A 16,506-nucleotide genomic window follows, 5' to 3' on the forward strand; every position below is an offset into this window, starting at 1 on the left:
TACGGGCCACCGCCGGTGCCGCCGGGCCGGCCGGCGCGGGGACGCCGGCCATCCGGCGGTCAAGGGGCCGCCGGTCGGGGGGTGCGCGCGGCTCAGCCGTCGTCGGTACGGCGCGCCGTGCGCCCGGATATCTGGACCCGGTCGATCCGCCCGGTTGCGGGGTCGCGGTGGAAGCGTCCGCCGGGTTCCGGGCGACCGGTGGCCGGGTCGACCAGGTCGCAGGAGAGGTCGGCGTAGCAGATCAGCGGGAGGGCCAGGTCGCCGTCGACGGACAGGGCGGGCGTGCCGTCCGGCCCGGGGGCGACGCGGTACGTCGTGGTGCCGTTGCGGTACGTGCCCAGGCACTCGGGCAGGGCCACGGACCGGCCCCGGTCGGTGGCCTGGGCGGCGGCGGGCACCCGGACGCCGGTGAGCTGGGCCAGTTCGCCGGTGAGGTCGCGCCACAGGGCGGTGGCGCTCGCGGCGTTGCCGGTGAAGGCGACGACGATGCCGCTCTCCGGGTCCACCCGCAGGTGGCAGGAGGTGCCCTGGGCGTTGCCGTCGTGGCCGCACCACACGCGGTCGTCCCGCCGGTACAGGGCGAGGCCGGGGCCCCAGCCGTCGGCCAGCGCGCCCGGGCGGGCGGCTCTCTCGGGGCGGCGCATCTCCTTGGTGACGGCGGGCGGCAGGACGTCGGAGCGTCCGGTGAGGGCGTTGCCGAACGCGGCCAGGTCCAGGGCGCTGGCCAGCAGGGCACCGGCCGGTGCCTCCAGCGGGGCCAGGTTCTGCCGGGCGGGGCGGGCCCGGCCGGTCGCGGTGTTGACGGCGTGTCCGGCGGCGACGGGCCGACGCGGCGGCGCGCCGTCACCTATGAACGCCGGTACGGTGGCGAGCGGTTCGAGGAGCAGCGCGCTCACCGCCTCCTGCCACGGCATGCCGGTGACGGTCTCGGCGAGCCGGCCGGCGGCGACGTAGCCGGCGTTGGAGTAGGAGAAGTCGGTGCCCGGCGGGAACAGCAGGTCGCGGGCGGTGCAGACGGCCGCGAGGCAGCGCGCGGCGGTGGTCTCGGCCGCGGTGTCGGAGTCGGGGCCGGTGGGCAGGCCGCCGGTGTGGCTGAGCAGCTGGCGGATCGTCACCCCCGGCGTGTCTCTCAGCTCCGGGAGGTGTTCGGCGGCGGGCTCGTCGAGGTCGAGGTCGCCGTCGTCGGCCAGCAGCATGACGAGGGCGGCGGTGTAGGGCTTGGTGAGCGAGCCCAGGGGGACGGCCGTGTCCGCGGTGAAGGGGGTGCCGGTGCCCGCGTCGGCGGTGCCGGTGTGCACGGATATGAGGTCGGTGCCGGTGTCCAGGACGAGTTGGGCGCCGGGCACCCGGTGGGTCCGGGCGAGGGCGTCGAGGCGGTCCTGTAGTTCCGCCCGTAACAGGGAGGGCGTCCAGGACGCGGCCGGAGCGGTGGGGACGGTGTACGGCATGAGAAGGGGACTCCCGTTGGGTGGGTCTCATGTGCGGGTGTGCCGGTGCGGCCCTGATGAGCGGAGCAGGGGCCGGCCGGGGTGGCGTGCGTGCTGGGGTTACGGCCTGCGGACCTCGACCGGCAGGTGCCGTACGCCGATGATGACGGCCGGGTTCTGGAAGACGATGTCCTCGTGGGAGGGGACCGCCAGCATGCGGAATCGTTTATGCAACATGTGAAGGGCGATCCGGGCTTCCAGCCGGGCCAGCGGCGCCCCGAAACAGAAGTGGATGCCGTGCCCGAACGTCAGGTGCGGGTTGGGGTCCCGCGTCAGGTCCAGGGTGTCGGGGCGGTCGAAGCGGGCGGGGTCCCGGTTCGCGGCTCCCAGGTGTGTCATCAGCAGGGCGTCCGCCGGGATGTCCTGGCCGCCGAGGACGACCGGGCGGGTGACCCGGCGGCCCAGCTCCGGGAAGGGGGGCAGCCAGCGCAGCACCTCCTCGACGGCGGTCGGGACGCCCGCGGGGTCGGCGCGCAGGGCGGCGTCCGTCCCGGGGTGCAGGTCGAAGGTGAGGACGGCGTTGCCGAGCAGAGCGGTGGTGGTGATGTGCCCGGCGACCAGCAGGAGGGCCACGAATCCGACCATCTCCTGGTCGGCGAGGCGGACCCCGTCGACCTCGGCGGCGATGAGCCTGCTGGTGAGGTCGTCACCCGGGTCCGCGCGGCGGGCGCGGATGTGGTCCAGCATGTAGCCGTTCATCTCGCGCACCGTGGGGGCGATGGCTTCCAGGGCCCGCTCCAGGTCGGCCATGTCGGGCGCCTCGCCGAGCTGGTCGCCGCCGAAGAGGACGCTGGCCCACTCCTGGAAGAGGAGGTGTTCCTCGGCCGGGATGCCGAGCAGTTCGGCGATCACGATGATGGGGAGCGGGTAGGCCAGCGCCTCCACCAGGTCGAAGCGGTCGCGGTCCGCGACGGCGTCCAGCAGCCGGGCGCAGACGGCTTCGATGCGGGGCTCGAGTCCCCGCACGACCCGCGGGGTGAACGCCTGGCTCACCAGGGTGCGCAGCTTGCGGTGTTCCGGGGGGTCCATGCCGACGAAGTTGCCCTGCGTGAAGGTCTCGAAGTCGGCCTGGGTGGGGGCCAGGGAGGACAGGTCGGAGGAGTACGTCGCCGAATCGGCGAGCACGGTCGCGACGCTCGCGTGGTCGAGGACCTGCCACACCCCCTGCGCCTCGTCGTAGCGCACCGGCCCCTTCTCGCGTAAGCCCCGCCAGCGGTCGGGTAACACCTCCAACAGGAGTTGCTCGCCCGTCGGTTGCTCACTTGTCACCATGTCTCCTTGGTAGCGGCGCGCGCGGCACGGAGGAGTCGCGCGGACAGGGTGGTACGGGGCCGGCGACGCGGGGGGCCGGGACGGCCCGGGCACGGCTCGACCACCACCACTGGAACGTGTTCCGGGCGGGAAGAGCGCGTGACCCGCGTAGCTTCCTCGGAGCGCGGACCCGGCGGCCGGCCGCCGTCAGTCCGGTGCGGGGACGGACCTGAGGCCCTCAGCGGGCCCGGTGCGGGACACGGCGGCTTCGCGGCCGGCCACGGCCCCGCGTCGAACACCGGCGTGCGGCAGACCAACCCGACATGACTCATCCCCTCGGCGATACCTCCCGCGCGCTCAGCGCGCGGGCCCTCCCGGCTCGTGGACGGACAGCGGAGCACCCGACTCCGACTGCCCGAAACGCGATGTGAGAATACGCAGCTTCAGCCCATGCCGCCCCACGATTGGCATGATGCGTACTCCGCATCACCTTCGTTTCGATGGAACTCGGCCACAGTCTTCACGGTGAGTCACGTTGAAGCAACCCCCTGAAGCTTAACCCAGAGTGTTCAAGCGGTGCTTTTGCGTCACCATTCGGCAACTTCGGCGGACCTTCGCCGCAGTGTGGACTACGGCCGGATCGCCGCTGGCGCGTGTGCCCCCGCCGCTCCCCCGCAAACCCGGCCCGCCGGAAAAAGATGCCGCCGAACGCTCGTCCGGGCCCTCGTGAGCCGGCCCGCACGCCCTCCGGGACCTGCGGCCTGCTCCCGAACGACCGGCCGGATCCGCCCGCTGATCAGGTACGACGATCCGGCCGGCGGGCGCGGCCCGGTCCGGTGCCCGGCCGGGGACCGCATCACGCCACCGGTGGCTCCGGCGGGCCACCGGCGGGATCCGGCCGCCCCGGCCGACCGTCGCCGTCGGGTACCGGCCGGACCCGGACGCGCCGCGGCGCAAGCCGGCCGCGCCGAACGGAATCAGCCATTGAGGCGCGGCAGGGGCGCACACATCTGACACGTACACCACCTCGTGCTCCGCCGCGGCACGCCGCGCCCCCCGGCCGGTGTCCCCGGCATCGGGGAAGGGAGACACGCGGCGCCGCGTGCCCGACCAGGGTGCGGCCCCTGCCGAGGCCCGGCGCCCGCCGTCGCGCGCGGGGTCACCGGGCGCCCGGGGCCGCCCGGCGCGCCGCCCTCGCGGGCGGTGGCCGTTTTACGCCGTCGACCCGTCGGCCGTCCCGCCCGAGCCGTCCCCGCCCGGCGCGCCCGGGCATGCCGAGCGGTTCCGCGGGGTATGCGGAGCTGTCCGCTGCGGGGGCGCGTCCCGGACGCGCCGGGGCGCTCGCCCGTGCGCGGGGCGCCGCCGCGAGGGAGTCTGGTCCCCGGGTGCGACGCGCGGCCGTACGAGGGAGGTGGTCGGCGTGTCCGACGGGCCGGAGCCGCGACGCGAGCCGGCGGCCGACGGGGCACCGGCCGGCCGGTGCTGTCGCTCGCGCCGGCCGAGATGCTGGAGGATGTCGGCGCCCACTCCGGCGCCGTCTACCTGCCCCGGTCCGACGAGCCGGTTTTGGAGATGGCGGTCATGGCCGGCATGCCGCGGGCGTTCGCGGCGCCCTGGGAGCGGGGGGCTGAGCGCGCCGATCCCGGTGGCGGACGCGGCGCGCGAGCGGCGGCTGGTTTGGGTGGGCGGCGAGGACGAGATGGCCCTCCGCTACCCCCGGATCTCGGTGGTGCTGCCGTACCCCTTCGCGCTGGCCGCGGCTCCCCTGGCGACCTCGCGCGCGGTGCCAGCTGTCTGTACCTGCGGCTCGATCCGGCGCGCGGACGGGCCGTCATGGCGCGGGCGGGTCATCCGCCGCCGCTGCTGAGACGGCCGGACGGGCGGGTGCGGGTGCTGGACCTGGCGGGCGGGCCGCTGCTGGGGATCGACCCGTCGGCGGTGTACCCGAAGACCGAGGTGTCCCTGGCGCCCGGTTCGATGCTCGTGCTGTACACCGACGGTCCGGTGGAGTCCCCGGGGGTGGACATCGAGGACGCGCTGGCCGATCTCGGCGGGCTGCTCGCCGAGGCCGGCGACCGGCCGCTGGAGGAACTGGCGGACGAGGTGGTCGGGCACAGCGCGGCCGCGCGGAAGGGGGCGGACGACGTGGCGGTGCTGCTGCGGGCACGGGCCGACGGCTGACGCGCCGGCGTGTACGGCCGTGATCCGGCCCTCCCGCCGGAGGGCCGGACCGCTCCCCGCCGGCCGGAACCGTGGGGGGAACCGGGCGGGGAGTCAGGGGGGCTGCCGGTCCGCTCAGCGGGTGCCGGTCAGGGAGGTGTGACCGGCACCGGACGCGTCACCCGCGCCTGCCTGGTCGCCCGCGCCGGACTGGTCCCCGGCACCTGCTCCTGAAGCGTCACCGGCACCGGACTGATCGCCCGCACCGGACTGATCCCCGGCACCCGACTGGTCCCCGGCACCCGACTGGTCACCCGCACCCGACTGGTCACCCGCACCGGACTGATCCCCGGCACCCGACTGGTCACCCGCACCCGACTGATCGCCGGCACCGGACTGGTCCCCGGCACCAGCCTGATCACCCGCACCAGCCTGGTCACCCGCTCCGTTGCCGGCGTTGGCCCCGTTGGCCCCGTTGGCCCCGTTGCCGCCGTTGCCGCCGTTGCCGCCGTTGCCGCCGTTGCCGAGGGTGGCGCCGGTGGCCTGGAGGGCGGCGGTGACGGGCTGGAAGAAGGTCTCGCCGCCGTTGGTGCAGTCGCCGCTGCCGCCGGAGGTCAGACCGAGGGCGCTGCCGTCCTGGGTGAACAGGGAGCCGCCGCTGTCGCCCGCTTCCGCGCAGACGTCGGTCTGGATCAGGCCGTTGACGGTGTCGACGCCGTTCGGGTCGGTCTCGCTCTGGAAGTTGACGGTGGCGTCGAGGCCGGTGACCTTGCCGTCGTGCAGACCGGTGGTGGACCCCATCCGGAACACGGTGGCACCGACGGTGGCGTCGGCGGCCTGGTTGATCTGCACGGTCTGCCCGTTGCCGGTGTTGACCTCGCTGGGCGCCTGTGTGGCGGGGTCGTTGTACTTGACCAGCGAGAAGTCGTTGCCCGGGAAGGTGGCCTGGTCGACGGTGGCGAGGGGCTGTCCCGTCTGGGAGTCGGACCAGTCCTTCGCGGCGACCCCGCAGTGACCCGCCGTCAGGAAGGCGGGGCTGCCGTCGGACGCCGTGACGTTGAAGCCGAGGGAGCAGCGCACGTTGCCGCCCTGCACCTGCGAGAAGATGGCGTCGCCGCCGGACAGGAAGGTCTTGAAGGTGCCGGAGGACCGTTTCACGGTCGCCATGCCGGAGCCGAGGCCGCGCACGGTGGAGTTCAGCCGGTTCCACCGGGCGCCGGTGACGGTGCTGTCGGCGGTGACGAGGACCTTGTCGGTGCGCGGGTCGACGGCCCAGGAGGTGCCGGGAATGGTCGCCCGGGCCTTCAGCTTCCGTGCGGCGGACTTGAGTTCGGCGGCGCTGTTGGGTACCTCGCGGACGACCGCGCCCGCCTTCTCCGCCTGGGCGGCCATGCTGTCGTTCTTGCCGTCGCCGCCGGCCATGTTGACGACGAGCCGCTGCTTGGCGCCGTCGTAGTAGGACCCGGCGAAGGCGTCGCCGAGGATCTTTCGCACCTGGTCGCTGAGGTGCGAGGCGTCCGTGGCCTTCAGGGTCTTCGCGGTGCCGGCCGCGCTCGACGCCCGGTCCTTGTCCTGGGAGGCGTTGGCGTTGGGCAGCAGGAGGGCCGCCGCCCCGAGTGCCGCTACACCGCCCACCGCTATCGCGGCCTTGCGCTTGGGCATTCGCTTGTGACTCAACCTTCTCGACCTCCTGGGGGGACGGGAGTCTGCCGCTGACGGGCAGTTGGTTCGGGGGGAACACCTGGGCGCCTGGATGGCCCTGAGTACGCGCGGGCCGCGCGGTGCGTTCAATTCCGTTTCCAGGCGGTCGCGTCGCGCGGCGATTCGGCCACGTGATCCGCCCCGTTGGCCGGTACCTGACGGCGGGCCACCCATCGGCACGTCAGGTCATCGAACGATCACTCCCCGTATCGAACAGGAAGCGGAATCTCCTCTTCAGGGAATCTGCACATCCCACACCCAGGCGCCTCACCGGCGCCGGGAGTTCTGCACATCCGCGCGCCCGGCGACACACCTTTGGTGCCGAGTGCCCATTTCGCCGCCCGCCGGCCGGGCGCCCGGTGCGGTGATGCCGTGCGGCATGTGAAGGAGTCGCCGACACGGCGTGCGCACACCTGCACGGTTGAGCCGCCCGACGAGGCAAGTGCGCAGGTGGGAGCCCTGGTTGAGTGGAAGCGCAGCCGCCGTGCGTGCTTTGATCCAACGCACCGCGGGGGTCCGCCGGGCTCCCGGGGACGGGCGCCCGGCGCCCGCGGTCGCGGCCGTCCGTCTGTCCCCAGAGGGGGCCGCTCCCCCCTTGTGAAAACCCATACGAAGGGAAGTTCCCCCATGAACTCCACCCCCCAGGTCCAGACCGTCGAGATCTCCGACGCCGAGCTGGACAACGTCTCCGGCGGCCTGTCCGTGAACGCCCTGAACACCGTGACCGGCACCGTCAACGGCATCGCCCCGGTCTCCGGCCTGGTCGACACGGTCGTCGGCACCGTCGAGGGCGTCACCGGCCTGCACACGCAGCCGGTCACCAACCTGGTCGCCGGTCTCTGACCGCACCCCGGTGTCACCGCGAGTCCCGGAGCCGTCCCTCGGCTCCGGGACTCTCGGGTGCCCCGGTACACCGCCGTTCCGCCGTCTCCCCCCGGGTGAGGGAAGTCCCGTGCAGTTCCGCCAACAGGCCCTCGCCAAGCTCCAGTCACCGGAGGAGCTGGACCTTCCGGTGCGGCTCGCCCGCCCGCAGGGCTGGATCGCGCTCGCCGTCAGCGTCGTCGTCCTGGCAGCGGCCTCCGTCTGGGCGGTGACCGGATCGGTCGCCTCCACGGTCGGCGCGCCCGCCATCCTCACGCACGGGCAGGGCAGTTACCTGCTCCAGAGCCCGGTCGCCGGACAGGTGACGGCCGTCATCGCCCGGCAGGGCCAGCGCCTGCCCGCCGGCGCGCCCGTCGTGAAGGTCCGTACGGATCGGGGCGACGCGGTGGTCCGCACCGTCGCCGCCGGCCGCGTCACCACACTCGCCGCCACCATCGGCCAGATCATCCGGACCGGCAGCGGTGTCGCCGCCGTCGAGCGGACCGCCCACGCCTCCGACCCGCTGTACGCGACCGTCTACGTGCCCGCGGAGAACGCCGCCGCCATCCCGGCGCACGCCCCGGTCGATCTGACCCTGTCCTCCGTACCGGCACAGCGGTACGGGGTGCTGCGCGGCGAGGTGAGGTCGGTGGACCGCGGCGCGCAGTCCGCCCAGTCCATCGCCGCGTTCCTCGGCGACAGCCAGCTCGGTGAGCAGTTCACCCGCGCCGGCCGACCGGTGGCCGTCCTGGTCGAACTGGAGACCTCCCGGACCACGAAGAGCGGTTACCGGTGGTCCACCGCCGACGGCCCGCCGTTCCGGCCGGACTCCATGACCCTCGCCACCGCCTCCGTCCGGCTCGCCGACCAGCACCCCGTCGATTGGCTGCTCCCGTGACCACCGCCCAGGAATCCCGTGGCCGCAGACGGGCGGCTCCCGCGAAGCGTCCGGCCCCCGCCTCCCGTACCGGCACGGTCCGCACTCCCACCGTGCTCCAGATGGAGGCCGTCGAATGCGGCGCCGCCTCCCTCGCGATGGTCCTCGGCCACTACGGCCGGCACGTCCCGCTGGAGGAACTGCGCATCGCCTGCGGTGTCTCCCGCGACGGCTCACGCGCCTCCAACCTGCTGAAGGCGGCGCGCGGTTACGGACTGACCGCCAAGGGCATGCAGATGGACCTGGCCGCCCTCGCCGAGGTCCGGGCACCGGCCGTCCTCTTCTGGGAGTTCAACCACTACGTGGTCTACGACGGCATGGGCCGCCGCTTCGGCCGGCGCGGCGTCCACATCAACGATCCCGCCAAGGGCCGCCGTTTCGTGCCCATGGAGGAGTTCGACAGCGGCTTCACCGGTGTGGTGCTGGTGCTGGAGCCGGGTGACGGCTTCACCCGGGGCGGGCGCCGGCCGGGCGTGCTCGGCGCCATGCCCGCCCGGCTGCGCGGCACCGCGGGCACCCTGCCCGCCGCTGTCCTCGCCAGCCTCCTGCTGGTCGCCGTCGGCGCCGCCGTCCCCGCGCTCGGCCGCACCTACATCGACACCTTCCTCATCGGCGGACAGACCTCGCTGCTCGGCGTGCTGTTCGCCTCCATGGCCGCCTGCGTCCTGCTCACCGTGGTGCTCACCTGGCTCCAGCAGGCCAACCTGCTGCACGGCCGGATCATCTCCTCCACCCTCTCCAGCGCCCGCTTCCTGCGCCATCTGCTGCGCCTGCCGGTGACGTTCTTCGCCCAGCGCTCCCCCGCCGACCTGGTGCAGCGCCTCCAGTCCAACGACCAGGTCGCCGAGACCCTCGCCCGCGATCTCGCGGCGGCGGGCGTGGACGCGGTCGTGGTCGTGCTGTACGCGGTGCTCCTGTACACCTACGACCCGCAGCTGACGTGCGTCGGCATCGGCGTGGCCCTGCTGAACGTGGTCGCCATGCGGCTGGTCGTACGGCTGCGCGCGACCCGTACGGCGAAGCTGCGCGCGGACAGCGCACGGCTCACCAACACCGCCTACACCGGGCTCCAGCTGATCGAGACGATGAAGGCGACCGGCGGCGAGGACGGGTACTTCCGCAAGTGGGCGGGGCAGCACGCCACCACCCTGGAGGAGCAGCAGCGGCTCGGCGTGCCGAGCGCCTGGCTGGGCGTGGTCGCGCCCACGCTCGCCACCGTCAACAGCGCGCTGATCATGTGGATCGGCGGACTGCGCGCGGTCGAGGGGCACCTCTCGATCGGCCTGCTGGTCGCCTTCCAGGCGCTGGTCACCCGCTTCACCGCGCCGCTGACCCGGCTCAACGGCGTGGCGGGCCGCATCCAGGACTTCGCGGCCGACGTGGCACGGCTGAAGGACGTGGAGAACTTCCAGGCCGACCCGCTGTACGCCCGCCCCGGCGGCGCCGACTGCACCCGCCGGCTGCACGGGCACGTGGAGCTGGAGAACATCACCTTCGGCTACAGCCCGCTGGACAAGCCGCTGCTGTCCGGCTTCGACCTGACCGTCGGCCCCGGGCGGCAGGTGGCGCTGGTCGGTGGCTCCGGTAGCGGCAAGTCCACGGTCTCCCGGCTGATCTCGGGCCTCTACACGCCGTGGGACGGGGTCATCCGCATCGACGGCCGGCGGCTGGAGGACATCCCGCGCGGGGCGCTCGCCGCCTCCGTCTCCTTCGTCGACCAGGACGTGTTCCTCTTCGAGGGCTCGGTCCGCGACAACGTGGCCCTGTGGGATCCGTCGATCCCCGACGAGGCCGTGGTGGAGGCGCTGACGGACGCGGCCCTGTACGACGTGGTGACGCGCCGGCCCGGCGGCATCCACAGCCGGGTCGAGCAGGACGGCCGGAACTTCTCCGGCGGGCAGCGCCAGCGCCTGGAGATCGCGCGGGCGCTGGTGCGCCGTCCGAGCATCCTCGTGCTGGACGAGGTGACCAGCGCGCTGGACGCGGAGACCGAGCAGGTCGTGATGGACAACCTGCGCCGGCGCGGCTGCGCCTGCGTGGTGATCGCGCACCGGCTGAGCACGGTCCGCGACAGTGACGAGATCGTCGTGCTCCAGCACGGCACGGTGGTGGAACGCGGGCGGCACGAGGAACTGGTGGCGCGCGGCGGGGCGTACGCGGCACTGGTCAGGGAGCGGTGAGATGACGTCCGTGCACGAAGACGACCTCGTCCTCGGGGCGCTCGGCGCGCTGGGCACGCGCCTGGACTGCGCCGGCCTCGGCCGCCTGGACCTGGCGGGCCCGCAGGTGCTGTGGCTGGTCGCGTCCGGTGCCCTGGACCTGTTCGCGGTGGACGCCGCCGAGCAGGGCCACTGGCACCATCTGGGCCGGCTGGAGGCGGGCACGCTGCTGCTCGGCCCGGTCACGGGGCCCCAGCACACCCTGGTGGCCCGCCCGGTCCGCGACTGTGTGGTGCACCGCGTCGGCCTGCGCGAGCTGTACCAGCCGGCGCACACGCAGACCTGGTCCTACGACGCGGACGGCAACCCCCAGTACGTCCCGCCGGCGTCGAGTCCGCTGGAGTACGCGGTCGCCCTGGGCGTCGGCCGGGGCCTGTCGGTCCTGTTCCAGGCGCCGATGGCCCAGGAGCGGGCCGCGGCACCGGCGGACGACGACGTCTTCTGGATGCAGGTGCCGCCGGGCAGCGTGCAGTACGGCTCGCTGTACGGCGCCGAGGCCGCCGCCGACCTGCTGATGGACCCGGCGCTGTGGCAGAGCGTGGTCGACCAGCAGTACCGGCTGCTGACCGCGCTCGACCGGTGGATCGAGCAGCTGGAGCGCACCCACGAGACCCGCGCCGCGGCCGGGATCAAGGCCGGTGAGGCCGTGCGCGCCCAGGCCGACCGGACCCTGCTGGCCTCCATCGGCGGGCACTCCTCCCGCCGTACGACCACCGCCGACGCCGACGCCACCCACGCGGCGTGCAGGCTGGTCGCCGAGGCGGCCGGGATAATCCTCGCCGAGCCCGCGCAGAGCGGTGCCGGCAGCGACGACCGGCTGGACCCGGTGGAACGGATCGCGCTGGCGTCCCGGGTGCGCACCCGTGCGGTCCGCCTGGACGGGCGCTGGTGGCGGGAGGACGTCGGTCCGCTCGTCGGCCACCGGGCGCTGTCCGGCGCGCCGGTCGCGCTGCTGTGGCGGCGCGGCGGCTATGTGGCCGTCCACCCCGGGACGGGGCGCGAGACGCCGGTGGAGAAGGCGAACGCGGCGGAGTTCGAACCGCGCGCGGTGATGTTCTACCGGCCGCTGCCCGACCGGCGGCTCGGGCCGCTCGGGCTGCTGCGGTTCAGCCTGCGCGGTACCCGGGGCGACCTGCTGCGGCTGCTCCTCGCCGGGCTGGTGACGGTGGCGATCGGCGCGCTGGTGCCGATCGCGACCGGCAAGGTGCTCGGCGAGTACGTGCCCGAGGCCCGGACGGGGCTGATCGTGCAGGTGTCCTTGGCGGTCATGGTCAGCGCCGTCGTCGCGGCGGCGTTCACGCTGCTGGAGAACCTGTCCATCCTGCGGCTGGAGGGCCGTATCGAGGCGGCGCTCCAGCCGGCCGTCTGGGACCGGCTGCTGCGGCTGCCCACCCGCTTCTTCACCCAGCGCTCCACGGGCGAACTGGCCAGCGCGGCCATGGGCATCAGCGCGGTGCGGCGGATGCTCGCGGGTGTCGGCCCGGTGGTCGCCCAGTCGGTGACGGTCGGCGCGATGAACCTCGGCCTGCTCCTCTGGTACAGCGTGCCGATGGCGATGGCCGCGCTCGGCATGCTCGTCGTCATCGCGGCGGTGTTCCTGGGGCTCGGGCTGTGGCAGGTGCGCTGGCAGCGGCGGCTCGTGGTGCTCGGCAACAAGCTGAACAACCAGGCGTTCCAGACCCTGCGCGGCCTGCCCAAGCTGCGCGTGGCGGCGGCCGAGAACTACGCGTACGCGGCGTGGGCGCGGGAGTTCGCGCGCAGCCGGGAACTCCAGCAGCGGGTCGGCCGGATCAAGAACCTCACCACGGTCCTCGGCGCCGTGTACCTGCCGGTGTGCACCCTGCTGATGTTCATGCTGCTGGCGGGGCCGGCGAAGGGCGCCATGTCGGCGGCGGACTTCCTGGCCTTCAACACCTCGGTGACCATGCTGCTCACCTCGGTGACCCAGCTGACGGGCGCGTTCGTGTCGGCGGTGGCGGCGCTGCCGCTGTTCGAGGAGATCAAGCCGGTGCTGGAGGCCACGCCCGAGGTGCGCGCGGCGAGCACCCGCCCGGGCCCGCTGTCGGGTGCGCTGGAGGCCCGCAGGCTGTCGTTCCGCTACGCCGACGACGGCCCGCTCGTCCTGGACGACGTGTCGTTCGCCGTAGGGCCGGGCGAGTTCGTCGCGGTCGTCGGGCCGAGCGGCTGCGGCAAGTCCACGCTGCTGCGCCTGCTCATCGGCTTCGACCGGCCGGTCTCGGGCAGCGTCCTCTACGACGGCCAGGATCTCGCGGCCCTGGATCAGTCCGCGGTGCGCCGCCAGTGCGGTGTGGTCCTCCAGCACGCGCAGCCGTTCAGCGGTTCGATCCTGGACGTCATCTGCGGCACCGGGGCGTACACGCCGGAGGAGGCGATGGCGGCGGCCGAGCTGGCGGGGCTCGCGGAGGACATCCAGCGGATGCCGATGGGGCTGCACACGATCGTCGCGGGCAACGGCGCGATCTCCGGCGGACAGCGGCAGCGTCTGATGATCGCGCAGGCGCTCGTCCGGCGCCCGCGGATCCTCTTCTTCGACGAGGCGACCAGCGCCCTGGACAACGACACCCAGCGCATCGTCATCGACAGCACCCGCAAGCTGAACGCCACCCGGATCGTCATCGCCCACCGCCTGTCGACCGTCCTGGACGCCGACCGGGTGATCGTGATGGAGGACGGCAAGGTCGTCCAGCAGGGCGCCCCGGCCGACCTCCTCGCCGACACCACGGGCCGCCTGCACGAACTGGTGCGCCGCCAGCTGGCCTAGCCGCGCTCCCCCGGGGTCCCGGGCGGGCCGTCCGAGGACCCCGGCAGCTCGCCCGGCGCGCCCGGCGCGCCCGGCAGACGGTCCAGCGGCTCCGGCCCCTCGTCGTCGCCGTACTCCGGCCCGTCGTAGTGGGACGGCATCCAGTGGTGCCGGCAGAACCAGTGGCCGAACAGGGCGCCGCCGTAGATGACGAAACCCACCCCGATCAGCCACGACTCGACCACGAGCACGGTGCCGACGGCGCCGTAGCTGAGCGCGTTGGTGACGATGAGCGGGGTGAAGACGAGGGAGGAGAACACCCTGAGACCGGCCAGGCCGATCATCGTGGCCAGCGCCCCCGGCAGCAGGGCGCGCCAGCGGACCTGGCCGCCCAGCAGGAACCGCTGCCCCCACCAGAAGAACAGCACACCGCTGATCGCCGAGAGCGCGATCCGCTGGCCGCCGTGCAGCGCCGCCTTGGTCGTCACCTCCTGGTAGAGGTACGCCGTCAGCACCACCAGCCAGGTCGCCTGCCGCCAGACCCGGTGCCAGGGGCCCGCCGTGAGCCGCCAGATCCGCTCGTAGGCGTTCTGCACGCTGCCGCCGAAGGACACCCCGAACACGGCGAGCAGGACCGCGCTCCAGACGCTGGTGGTGCCGATCACCTTGCGGGGTGGGCTGATGACGTCGGTGAGCACGCGGGCGGAGCGTCCCGACAGTCCCATGCCGTCGGTGAGCCACGAGGCGAATCCGCCCCGCACCAGGGGGTCCGCCGCGGCCACCACGATCAGCAGCGGCGCGAGCGTCACCAGGGCCAGGGTGGCGAACCCCATGGCCCGGTGCATCAGCTCCAGCTCACGGCCGTGCGCGAACAGCGCCCGGACCCCGACCCACTCCCACGCGCGGTGCAGGCCGCGCCGCCACCGCCTCACGGCTCCTCCCGTGCTCGCCGCCCACACGCCTCCTGTGCCGATTCATCCACCCCGGCCCGCGCCGGGCAACTCGCGGCCGGACCCCGGACACCCGCACGGCACCACCGCGACACGGCCGGGCGTCCGGCGTTTACGCTCCGCGCCACCCCAGAATCGGGAGCCGTGCCTACCACGGACCATCATGCGCCGGACGGCCGGCGGCGGACGCTGATCCTGAGCGCGGGCATGGGCGCCGGTCACGACACCGTGGCCGCGGAGCTCGCGCGGCGTACCACCGCGGCCGGGCACGAGGCGTACGTCGTCGACGTCCTGCGGCTGCTGCCCCGCGGACTCGGCACGGGCCTGCGCCGTGGCTACCAGGCGTCGGTACGGCACCTGCCCTGGGTGTACGCCGCTCTGTACGCCGCGTTGCTGCGCGAGGGGCCGGGCCGGCGTCCGAGCGGGGTGCCGCTGGCGCGGCTCGCCGGGGACCGGCTGACCGCCCTGGTGGACCGTACCGGCGCCGACGTGGTGCTGTCCGTCTTCCACCTGGCGGCGCAGCTCACCGGACATCTGCGGGCCCGGGGCCGGCTGCGGGTGCCGAGCGCCGTCTTCCTGCTCGACTTCGCGGTGCACCGGCAGTGGCTGCATCCGGGCAACGACCGGTACCTGTGCCTCACCGACGCGGCGGCGGCCGACGTGCGCCGCCGCCTGGCCACGCCCGTGGTCACCACCGGGCCGGTCGTCGCCCCCGCGTTCCGCGCGCCGGCCCCGGGGGCGGCGCGGTGGCGGGAGCGCTTCGACCGCCGGGCGCCCGGTCGGCCGGCGGTCGTGCTGTCGGCCGGCGCCTGGGGCGCGGCGTCCCGCCCCGCCGCCACGGCCGCGCTGCTGGCGTCCGCCGGATACCTGCCGGTGGCGCTGTGCGGCCGCAACGACCGACTGCGGGCGCGGGTGGCCCGGGAGCCCGGGGCGCTCGCCCTGGACTGGGTCGACGACATGCCCGGTCTGCTGACCGCGGCCCACGCCCTGGTGGACAACGCCGCCGGTCAGACCGCCGTCCAGGCCCTCGCCGTGGGACTGCCCGTGATCGGCCACCGCCCGCTGCCCGGCCACGGCGCGGACGGCGTGCGCCGCATGGCCGGCCTCGGGCTGTCCGAACTCGCCCCGGACGGGCCCGCCCTGCTCGCGGCCCTCGGCCGGCTCACGGCCGACTCACCGCACCGCGCCGAACAGGTGACCCGAGGCCAGGCCCTCTTCCGAACTGACCCCTTGGACCACCTACCCCCCGATGACTGACCACCCCAGCGACCGAACGGGCCCACCGGACCATCCCGGCCGGCCGGGCTCACCCGGCGACCGGCCCCGGCCTGCCCGAACCCACCCCGCCCTGCTCACGGCTCCCCCGACCGGCTCACCGCACCGCGCCCAGCGGGTGACCCGAGGCCACGTTCTCTCCCGTTGCCCCGGGTGGAAACGGGCGGTGGCCGTGGTCGTGGAGTGGGCCGACCGTCAGGCCCGCCTCCCGGCAGTCCCGGACGAGGCCGGGCAGGGCGCCCAGGGCCGCGTGCCAGGAGCCGGGGGCCGCGTGCCGGTCGGAGTCGTGCAGCAGGACGGTGCCGCCGCCGCGCAGGTCCGCCGCGATCAGGGCCCGTACGGACGCCGGTGTGGCGTCGGCCGTCCAGTCCCTGCCCCACGCGGACCACAGCACCGTCCGCAGTCCGGCGCGCCGTGCCGCGCACCAGCGGCTGGTGGTGAGGATGCCGTACGGGGGCCGGTACCAGCGCGGGCGGCGGCCGGTGACGTCGTGCACCGCGCACACGCTCCGGCCGATCTCCTGGGCGTTCCGGGCGAACGCGGGAAGCCACGGGCGGTCGTGGGTCCAGCCGTGCACCCCGAGTTCGTGTCCGCGTCGTACCGTCTCGCGGGCCAGCGCGGGATGGCGGACCACCCGCTCGCCGAGGACGAAGAACGTAGCCCGGACGCCCAGCGCGTCCAGCGCGTCGAGGAAGCGCGGCGTCGAGTCCGGGTCCGGCCCGTCGTCGAAGGTGAGCGCGACGTGGTGGCGGTGGCCGGTGCCGGACAGCCCGGGGAACAGCGGCAGCCGTACGCCGGGCAGCCAGGTGGCCGCCGGTGCGATGTGCGCCGCGGCGGCCCCCGCCGGCAGCAGGACGGCGGCCGTCCGCCAGGCGCGGCCCGATCCGAGGGACATCGGTGACCA

Annotated in this window: 10 protein-coding genes and 1 pseudogene; 6 read left to right on the forward strand and 5 right to left on the reverse strand. The window is 74.3% G+C overall.

Features of this window, described 5'->3' with window-relative positions; genetic code table 11:
- Window positions 1-92 precede the first annotated feature (92 nt).
- Window positions 93-1,448, reverse strand: a complete 1,356-nt coding sequence (locus tag ACIQVT_RS04165) for a serine hydrolase domain-containing protein (protein WP_403747135.1) — start codon at window positions 1,446-1,448, stop codon at window positions 93-95.
- A 99-nt stretch (window positions 1,449-1,547) separates the two neighbouring features.
- Complete coding sequence (locus ACIQVT_RS04170) at window positions 1,548-2,759, reverse strand: cytochrome P450 (RefSeq protein ID WP_403747138.1); 1,212 nt, start codon at window positions 2,757-2,759, stop codon at window positions 1,548-1,550.
- 1,764 nt (window positions 2,760-4,523) lie between these two features.
- Between ACIQVT_RS04170 and ACIQVT_RS04175 the strand changes: the two are divergent.
- A pseudogene (locus ACIQVT_RS04175) lies at window positions 4,524-4,919 on the forward strand (PP2C family protein-serine/threonine phosphatase); the annotation flags it as partial.
- Window positions 4,920-5,033: 114 nt separating this feature from the next.
- Here ACIQVT_RS04175 and ACIQVT_RS04180 read toward each other — a convergent pair.
- Complete coding sequence (locus ACIQVT_RS04180; protein WP_403747902.1) at window positions 5,034-6,560, reverse strand: S1 family peptidase; 1,527 nt, start codon at window positions 6,558-6,560, stop codon at window positions 5,034-5,036.
- Window positions 6,561-7,226: 666 nt separating this feature from the next.
- Between ACIQVT_RS04180 and ACIQVT_RS04185 the strand changes: the two genes are divergently transcribed.
- From ACIQVT_RS04185 to ACIQVT_RS04200, 4 genes are all read left to right on the forward strand, one after another.
- Window positions 7,227-7,442: a type A2 lantipeptide gene (locus ACIQVT_RS04185; RefSeq protein WP_403747141.1), complete on the forward strand. Its 216-nt coding sequence runs from the start codon at window positions 7,227-7,229 to the stop codon at window positions 7,440-7,442.
- Window positions 7,443-7,551: 109 nt separating this feature from the next.
- Window positions 7,552-8,358 carry an HlyD family efflux transporter periplasmic adaptor subunit gene (locus ACIQVT_RS04190; protein ID WP_403747144.1) on the forward strand — a complete coding sequence of 269 codons (807 nt, stop codon included), beginning with the start codon at window positions 7,552-7,554 and terminating at the stop codon, window positions 8,356-8,358.
- A complete protein-coding gene (locus tag ACIQVT_RS04195) occupies window positions 8,355-10,577 on the forward strand; it encodes an NHLP family bacteriocin export ABC transporter peptidase/permease/ATPase subunit (protein ID WP_403747147.1) in 2,223 nt (740 codons plus the stop codon). Before ACIQVT_RS04190 ends, ACIQVT_RS04195 begins: the two co-directional genes overlap by 4 nt.
- A 1-nt stretch (window position 10,578) precedes the next feature.
- Window positions 10,579-13,398 carry an NHLP bacteriocin export ABC transporter permease/ATPase subunit gene (locus ACIQVT_RS04200; RefSeq protein ID WP_403747150.1) on the forward strand — a complete coding sequence of 940 codons (2,820 nt, stop codon included), beginning with the start codon at window positions 10,579-10,581 and terminating at the stop codon, window positions 13,396-13,398.
- Here ACIQVT_RS04200 and ACIQVT_RS04205 read toward each other — a convergent pair.
- Window positions 13,395-14,309 carry a ribonuclease BN gene (locus ACIQVT_RS04205; protein WP_403747152.1) on the reverse strand — a complete coding sequence of 305 codons (915 nt, stop codon included), beginning with the start codon at window positions 14,307-14,309 and terminating at the stop codon, window positions 13,395-13,397. The two genes, ACIQVT_RS04200 and ACIQVT_RS04205, sit on opposite strands and share 4 nt — an antisense overlap.
- 162 nt (window positions 14,310-14,471) lie before the next feature.
- Here ACIQVT_RS04205 and ACIQVT_RS04210 point away from each other — a divergent pair, with 162 nt between their 5' ends.
- Entirely contained in the window at window positions 14,472-15,584 is a 1,113-nt protein-coding gene (locus tag ACIQVT_RS04210) for a galactosyldiacylglycerol synthase (protein WP_403747154.1), read from the forward strand.
- Between the two features lie 115 nt (window positions 15,585-15,699).
- Here the strand turns inward: ACIQVT_RS04210 and ACIQVT_RS04215 are convergent, their stop codons facing one another.
- Window positions 15,700-16,497, reverse strand: a complete 798-nt coding sequence (locus ACIQVT_RS04215; protein ID WP_403747157.1) for a polysaccharide deacetylase family protein — start codon at window positions 16,495-16,497, stop codon at window positions 15,700-15,702.
- Between the last annotated feature and the right edge of the window lie 9 nt (window positions 16,498-16,506).

Source organism: Streptomyces sp. NPDC100445, assembly GCF_044759735.1.
Classification (GTDB): Bacteria; Actinomycetota; Actinomycetes; order Streptomycetales; family Streptomycetaceae; genus Streptomyces.

Coding starts and splice junctions, on each gene's coding strand:
- ACIQVT_RS04165 (WP_403747135.1), bottom strand. CDS start 1,448: ATGCCGTACACCGTCCCCACCGCTCCGGCCGCGTCCTGGACGCCCTCC.
- ACIQVT_RS04170 (WP_403747138.1), bottom strand. CDS start 2,759: ATGGTGACAAGTGAGCAACCGACGGGCGAGCAACTCCTGTTGGAGGTG.
- ACIQVT_RS04180 (WP_403747902.1), bottom strand. CDS start 6,560: ATGCCCAAGCGCAAGGCCGCGATAGCGGTGGGCGGTGTAGCGGCACTC.
- ACIQVT_RS04185 (WP_403747141.1), top strand. CDS start 7,227: ATGAACTCCACCCCCCAGGTCCAGACCGTCGAGATCTCCGACGCCGAG.
- ACIQVT_RS04200 (WP_403747150.1), top strand. CDS start 10,579: ATGACGTCCGTGCACGAAGACGACCTCGTCCTCGGGGCGCTCGGCGCG.
- ACIQVT_RS04215 (WP_403747157.1), bottom strand. CDS start 16,497: ATGTCCCTCGGATCGGGCCGCGCCTGGCGGACGGCCGCCGTCCTGCTG.